This is a genomic window from Streptomyces sp. NPDC002793 (genome assembly GCF_040295485.1).
Lineage (GTDB): Bacteria > Actinomycetota > Actinomycetes > Streptomycetales > Streptomycetaceae > Streptomyces.
In genome coordinates, this window is sequence record NZ_JBEOVL010000120.1 from 1 (window position 1) to 3,044 (window position 3,044).

Annotated in this window: 1 protein-coding gene; it reads left to right on the forward strand. The window is 72.2% G+C overall.

What is annotated here, in order from left to right; all coding sequences use genetic code 11:
• The coding region (locus ABT001_RS35805; RefSeq protein WP_351285869.1) for an SDR family NAD(P)-dependent oxidoreductase at positions 1–3,044 on the forward strand (3,044 nt) is incomplete at both ends.

Consider the following 3,044-nt stretch of genomic DNA (forward strand, 5'->3'; position numbering starts at 1 on the left):
GCGAGCGGATCGACGGGGCCGTTCTGGATGCCGCTTACTGGTACGAGAACCTGCGTAACACGGTCCGTTTCGAGGATGTCACCCGCAGCCTGCTCACTTCCGGCCGGACGCTGTTCCTAGAGGCCAGCCCCCACCCCGTGCTCACGGTCGGTCTCCAGGAGACCATAGAGGCCTCCGGTGGCGACGGCGCCGCCCTGGCCACCCTCCGCCGCGACCAAGGCGGCAGTGAGCGCTGGTTCACCGCGCTCGCGGAGGCCCACGTCGCCGGCGTACCCGTCGACTGGACCGCGGTGCTGCCCGAGGCCGAACTCGTCGACCTGCCGACCTACGCCTTCCAGCGCACCCACTACTGGATGACCGAACCCCCCGAGGTGGCGCGCGTCCTGGACGGGGCCCTGCCCGGCGACCCGGCCGAGACGGAATTCTGGGACGCCGTCGACCGGCTCGACTACGAGCAGGTCGCCGACACCCTGCGCCTGGAATCGGGCGACGGCCTGGAGGTCGTACTCCCAGCCCTGTCCGTGTGGCGCCGGGACCGCGCCGAGCGCTCCACCACGGACTCCTGGCGTTACCGAACCGCCTGGCGTCCTGCCGACCGCACCCCGGCCGCCGCGCTCGACGGGCGCTGGCTGCTGCTGCGCACCGAAGGAGTCGACCCGGAACACGCCGAACGATGCGCCGAAGCGCTGCGCGAGGCGGGCGCCGACCCCGTCGGCCTCACCGTGCCCGACACCCGCCTCGACCGATGGGGACTCAGCGAACTGCTGCGCGAGAGTGCCGAGGGGGCCGAGCCGTTCGCCGGAGTCCTGTCGCTGCTCGCCGACGACCGGCGGGCCCACCCCGAGGAACCGGCCGTCACCGCCGGGTTCGGCGCGCACCTCACCGCCGTCCAGGCACTGGCCGACGCCGAGATCACCGCACCGCTGTGGTGCGTCACCACCGGCGCGGTTTCCACGAACCGAGCCGACCGCCTCACCGACCCCGCCGCAGCCCGCTTCTGGGGGTTCGGCAGGGTTGCCGCCCTGGAACACCCCGAGAGGTGGGGCGGCCTGATCGACCTCCCCGCCGTGCCCGACCTGCGGGCGACCGCACGCCTCGCCACCGTCCTCACCATGGCCGAGGCCGCCGAGGCAGAGGACCAGGTCGCCGTGCGGGCCGAAGGGGTCTACGTACGCCGTCTGCTCCACGCACCAGCCACCACCGGCCCCGTACCGCAGAGGACGGCCCCGGAGGCGGTACTGATCACCGGGGGAACCGGCGCACTGGGCGCCGAGACCGCCCGGATGCTCGCGCGCCGTGGCACCCGCAAACTGGTCCTGGGCAGCAGGCGGGGCCCGGACGCACCCGGCGCCGCCGCACTGGTCTCCGAACTCGCCGAGTTGGGGGCCGCCGCAGTTGTCGTCGCATGCGATGTCGCCGACCGCGACGCCTTGGCCGCCCTCCTCGCTGAGCACCCTGTCACCGGAGTGGTTCACGCCGCCGGAACCGACCCCGTCCTGTCGATCGACGCCACGTCGGTGCCCGCGCTCGCCGAAGGAGTACGGGCCAAGGCCGACGGTGCCGCACACCTCGATGCCCTGCTCCCCGACGCCGAACTGTTCGTACTCTTCTCGTCGATCGCGGGCATCTGGGGCAGCGGCGGACAGGTCGCGTACGCCGCCGCCAACGCACACCTGGACGCCCTCGCCACGGCCCGCCGCGCCGTCGGCCGGACCGGGACCGCCATTTCCTGGGGTTCCTGGGCGGAGATAGGCATGGCCGCCCGGAACGGCGCCGACGAGTACCTGTCGCGCCGGGGCCTGCGCCCCATGCCGCCCGCCCTGTGCGTCACCGCACTGGAGCGTGCGATCGACACGGACGACACCTGTGTGACCGTCGCGGACGTCGACTGGGCACGCTTCACCCCCTCCTTCACCAGCCGCCGGCCCAGCCCGCTGCTCCTCGACCTGCCCGAGGCCGCCGCCGCCCTGGCCGGGAACCTGATCTCCGAGCAGGACGGCCCGGCTGCCTCGACGCTGCTGACCGGTCTGTCCGAGCCCGAGCGGGCCCGCACCCTGCTCGACCTGGCCCGCCGGGAAACCGCAGCGGTCCTCGGATACCCCGAACCGGTCGATGCCGAGCGCCCGTTCAAGGACCTCGGCGTGGACTCCCTCACCGCCGTCGAGGTCCGCAACCGGCTGGCCGCCGCCGTCGGCATGCGTCTGCCCGCCACGTTGGTCTTCGACCACCCCACACCGTCGGCGGCCGCCCGTCACCTGCTGTCGTTGTTCGGCGACAGCGACGATCGCGAGACGGTCACGGCGGCCCAGGCGTCCGACGAGCCCTTGGCCATCGTCGCCATGGCCTGCCGTTACCCCGGCGGCATCGAGTCGCCCGAGGAGCTCTGGCAGCTGGTGACCGAGGGCCGCGACGGCGTGGGCGAGTTCCCTGCCGACCGCGGCTGGCGGGTGGCCCCGGGCGCGAGCGTCGACTTCGCGCTGGAAGGCGGCTTCGTCCACGACGCCACCACCTTCGACGCCGACCTCTTCGGTATCTCGCCGCGCGAGGCACTGGCCATGGACCCGCAGCAGCGGCTGCTGCTGGAGGCGTCCTGGGAACTGTTCGAACGCTCAGGGATCGGCCCGCACGCCCTGCGGTCCACGAACACCGGAGTCTTCATCGGAGCCTCCCCGTCCGGATACGGCGTGGGGGCCGTCGACTCGGGTTCCGAAGGGCACCTCCTGACTGGCATGTCCGGCAGTGTGCTCTCCGGCCGGATCGCCTACTCGTTCGGTTTGGAGGGTCCGGCGGTCACGGTGGACACGGCGTGTTCGTCCTCCTTGGTCGCGTTGCACCTCGCGGCGCAGTCGCTCCGTAACGGCGAATGCTCCATGGCCGTCGTGGGTGGCGTCACCGTGATGACCAGCCCTGGCGTCTTCGCCGAGTTCGATCGTCAGGACGGTCTTGCATCGGATGGTCGTTGTAAGGCGTTCGGTGTGGGTGCGGATGGTACGGGGTGGGGTGAGGGTGTGGGTGTGTTGTTGGTGGAGCGGTTGTCGGATGCT